The organism is Synechococcus sp. (genome assembly GCF_982614295.1).
Map to the genome: position 1 here is coordinate 2,269 of NZ_CEXBMR010000030.1, position 2,580 is coordinate 4,848.

Sequence of the window (2,580 nt, forward strand, 5' to 3'; positions counted from 1 at the left end):
CAGGAACTAAAGCAGTTAGAAGGCAAGGTGCTGGCTTTGCGCAGTGGTGATGTGGTGCTCAGCACTGGTCAGGCCCTCACCACCGCAAGGATCGCAATACCGCAACAACGCTTGGTAAAAAAAGCCACAGAAGACCTGTTACGTGAAGCAAACCTGCGCGCATTTGAACAGGTTTTACCCGGCCAGCAACCGAATCGGCAGTTATTGCTTATTCCCCGCAGCGAGGTGGCAAAGGTGGAGCAGGCATTAAGCAATGGCGCCACCTGGGTGGTGAGTATTCGCTCCGCCGGCAATGTGTTGCGCGGTGAAACCCAGGTTTTGGCTTTTGCTGATGTGCGCCCAAATCAAAAGGTGGTGAGTAAAGGTGAAGTGCTTGCCAGCATTAGTTTTGATCCCAATGAACGCAGCCCTCAGCAGGTGCAAGCCCGTTTGAATTTGCTATTGGCTGCTGCCCGCACCGAAACCCTGCGCCAGGGTTCCCTTGCTCCAGCAATTCAATTTGATGTGGAAGCATTTAAAAAAGCAGGTCGCGCCCTTAGCGAGCAGCGGGGTCGCCGGCCAGTATTACTGCAGGTGGTTTCTGCGCGCGATAGCGATACTGCCGATCCGGTGCTTGTTGAATTGCGCGGGGTAAATCTTGATGAATAACAAAAAATGAATATGGGTCATTGGATTGGTTTTGATCCAGGCAGCAGCAAATGCGGCCTGGTGCGCACTGATATAAGCGGGCAGCAGGTGCAAGATCTTTTGGTTTGCACGCCCCAGGAAAGCTGGGATTGGTTGCAGCATTGGCAGCAAAGTTCAACAGTTGTAGGTTTAGTAATCGGGGACGGCACCGGCAGTGGCCCTTGGCAGCAGGCCATCCACGAAGCAATGCCAGGTTTAGACCTTGTGCTGCAGAAAGAAGCCGGCAGCACCCTTGCCGCAAGGGGGCGCTACTGGCAGTTGTTTCCAGCTCGCCGCCTATGGCGTTTATTACCTTTAGGTTTACGTTTGCCGCCACGCCCTTTGGATGATATTGCCGCTTTAGTATTACTAGAAGCTCACCTTGGCATACAATTAGATTTGCTTAAAACTTAGCCCGCACGGTGAATTGATAATCGCCACCTGGTTCTAGTTGATAATCACTTTTTACTAAGAAGCGCAATAAAGCATCTTGAATTAAGGCCCTACCCAGCGATGGTTCTACCACTAATTCACCGCGATCAAAATGCCATCTAAATTCCCAACGGAATCCCCCAGCGGCCACTTCTCCCTCCAGTAATTTCTGGCTAAAGCTTTGATTTAATACCCGCAGCTTTGCATTTGTAGAAGCTAATTTCCCCATCTCAAGCAGTGGGCTTAAAACCATTAAGGCGATTGCCCGCTTTCTCTAAGCCATCGGTTTGGATTAATTCGATCCCACTACAAACCTCCCGTAACACTTGATCCAGCACCCCCTGCTCCGCGCTACTAAAAGCCCCTAATACATGGCCCACCGTGCGTTCTCTGCGTTCTTCTGGGTTTCCTAAAGGGGCGCCGATGCCGATGCGCAACCTTGCAAAATCTTCACTGCCTAAATGTTGGATCGTGCTGCGTAAACCGTTATGGCCACCAGCACTACCGCTAGATCTCAGCCTTAACTTACCCAGTGGTAGATCCATATCATCCACAATCACAAGCAAATGTTCAATATTCCAGCCATACCAATCAAGGCTGGCGCGAATTGAACGGCCGCTTTCATTCATAAATGTTTGCGGTTTTAGCAGCCGCAATCTTTTAGCTCCTTGGCCGATATCTGCTAGCTCAGCATGCAACTTGGCTTGGGCTTTAAAACTAGTTGCTGCTGCGGCTGCTAGATGGTCGAGCACCATAAAACCAACGTTATGACGGGTGCCGGCATAGTTATTGCCTGGATTACCCAGGCCCGCTAGCAGCATCAGTGGGGCCATCGGCTGATTCAAGCTGCTTGCTGGTTTCCAGATCTACCGGGCTATCAACCGCCTTACGGAATTCCTGTTCAAATTCTTGAGAAGCACTCTGAAAACTTTTCAAAGTGCGCCCAAGGCCGCGGCCTAATTCCGGTAATTTCTTTGGACCAAACACCAGCAGACCAATAACGGCAATTACCGCCATCTCCGGCAGGCCAACGCCAAAGATATTCATCGTTTAACCCATGCCATTCCAATTCACTGTGATGCCATCAAGCAGCAGTGAACGGTTGTAAAGCTGCAAGATCACCAGCAGAAATACCAGAAATAAAACCATGAACACCCCCATCACTGGAGTGGTGCCCCAACCAGGCACTACCTTGCCGTACTCAGAATTGAGGGGGCGTAGCAGATCTCCCAAGGGGGTGCGTTGGGCCATGGGTTGAAAACCTCTCTGGCGGGGTATAGGGATCGTTACTCTAATGGCAACAGGCCCTTACCTGCACTTTTATAAATCAGCTGATGGAAACCACCGCTCCTGCAATTTCGATAGCCCTCACGGTGCTGCTGGTGTTGCTTGCCTTAACCGGTTTTGGTGTTTATACAGCCTTTGGCCCCCCTTCCAAGCAATTAACTGATCCTTTTGATGATCATGAAGATTGATGGTCAT

At 50.6% G+C, this 2,580-nt stretch carries 6 protein-coding genes and 1 pseudogene; 3 read left to right on the plus strand and 4 right to left on the minus strand.

Annotated elements, in window-relative coordinates:
- Together AC2JC8_RS06375 and AC2JC8_RS06380 are read left to right on the plus strand one after the other, a co-directional pair.
- A pseudogene (locus AC2JC8_RS06375) lies at positions 1–648 on the plus strand (DUF3084 domain-containing protein); the annotation flags it as partial.
- A gap of 6 nt (positions 649–654) precedes the next feature.
- Entirely contained in the window at positions 655–1,080 is a 426-nt protein-coding gene (locus tag AC2JC8_RS06380; RefSeq protein ID WP_484594382.1) for a RuvC family protein, read from the plus strand.
- Here the strand turns inward: AC2JC8_RS06380 and AC2JC8_RS06385 are convergent.
- Genes AC2JC8_RS06385 through psbH form a run of 4 tightly spaced genes read right to left on the minus strand, consistent with a single transcriptional unit; the run spans position 1,070 to position 2,349 of the window.
- Positions 1,070–1,327, minus strand: a complete 258-nt coding sequence (locus tag AC2JC8_RS06385; protein ID WP_255133348.1) for a DUF3146 family protein — start codon at positions 1,325–1,327, stop codon at positions 1,070–1,072. The two genes, AC2JC8_RS06380 and AC2JC8_RS06385, sit on opposite strands and share 11 nt — an antisense overlap.
- 1 nt (position 1,328) lies before the next feature.
- Positions 1,329–1,931, minus strand: a complete 603-nt coding sequence (pth, locus tag AC2JC8_RS06390) for an aminoacyl-tRNA hydrolase (RefSeq protein ID WP_484594383.1) — start codon at positions 1,929–1,931, stop codon at positions 1,329–1,331.
- Positions 1,897–2,145, minus strand: a complete 249-nt coding sequence (locus tag AC2JC8_RS06395; RefSeq protein ID WP_255133340.1) for a TatA/E family twin arginine-targeting protein translocase — start codon at positions 2,143–2,145, stop codon at positions 1,897–1,899. The genes pth and AC2JC8_RS06395 overlap by 35 nt, the downstream gene beginning before the upstream one ends.
- Before the next feature lie 3 nt (positions 2,146–2,148).
- Positions 2,149–2,349 carry a photosystem II reaction center phosphoprotein PsbH gene (gene psbH / locus AC2JC8_RS06400; protein WP_255133342.1) on the minus strand — a complete coding sequence of 67 codons (201 nt, stop codon included), beginning with the start codon at positions 2,347–2,349 and terminating at the stop codon, positions 2,149–2,151.
- An 83-nt stretch (positions 2,350–2,432) separates the two neighbouring features.
- Here psbH and psbN point away from each other — a divergent pair, with 83 nt between their 5' ends.
- Entirely contained in the window at positions 2,433–2,573 is a 141-nt protein-coding gene (gene psbN / locus AC2JC8_RS06405; protein ID WP_255133344.1) for a photosystem II reaction center protein PsbN, read from the plus strand.
- Positions 2,574–2,580 lie beyond the last annotated feature (7 nt).

Bases quoted from the DNA above. Each gene is read 5' to 3' on its own strand.
- AC2JC8_RS06380 (WP_484594382.1), top strand. From the start codon at position 655: ATGAATATGGGTCATTGGATTGGTTTTGATCCAGGCAGCAGCAAATGC.
- AC2JC8_RS06385 (WP_255133348.1), bottom strand. From the start codon at position 1,327: ATGGGGAAATTAGCTTCTACAAATGCAAAGCTGCGGGTATTAAATCAA.
- pth (WP_484594383.1), bottom strand. From the start codon at position 1,931: ATGGCCCCACTGATGCTGCTAGCGGGCCTGGGTAATCCAGGCAATAAC.
- AC2JC8_RS06395 (WP_255133340.1), bottom strand. From the start codon at position 2,145: ATGAATATCTTTGGCGTTGGCCTGCCGGAGATGGCGGTAATTGCCGTT.
- psbH (WP_255133342.1), bottom strand. From the start codon at position 2,349: ATGGCCCAACGCACCCCCTTGGGAGATCTGCTACGCCCCCTCAATTCT.
- psbN (WP_255133344.1), top strand. From the start codon at position 2,433: ATGGAAACCACCGCTCCTGCAATTTCGATAGCCCTCACGGTGCTGCTG.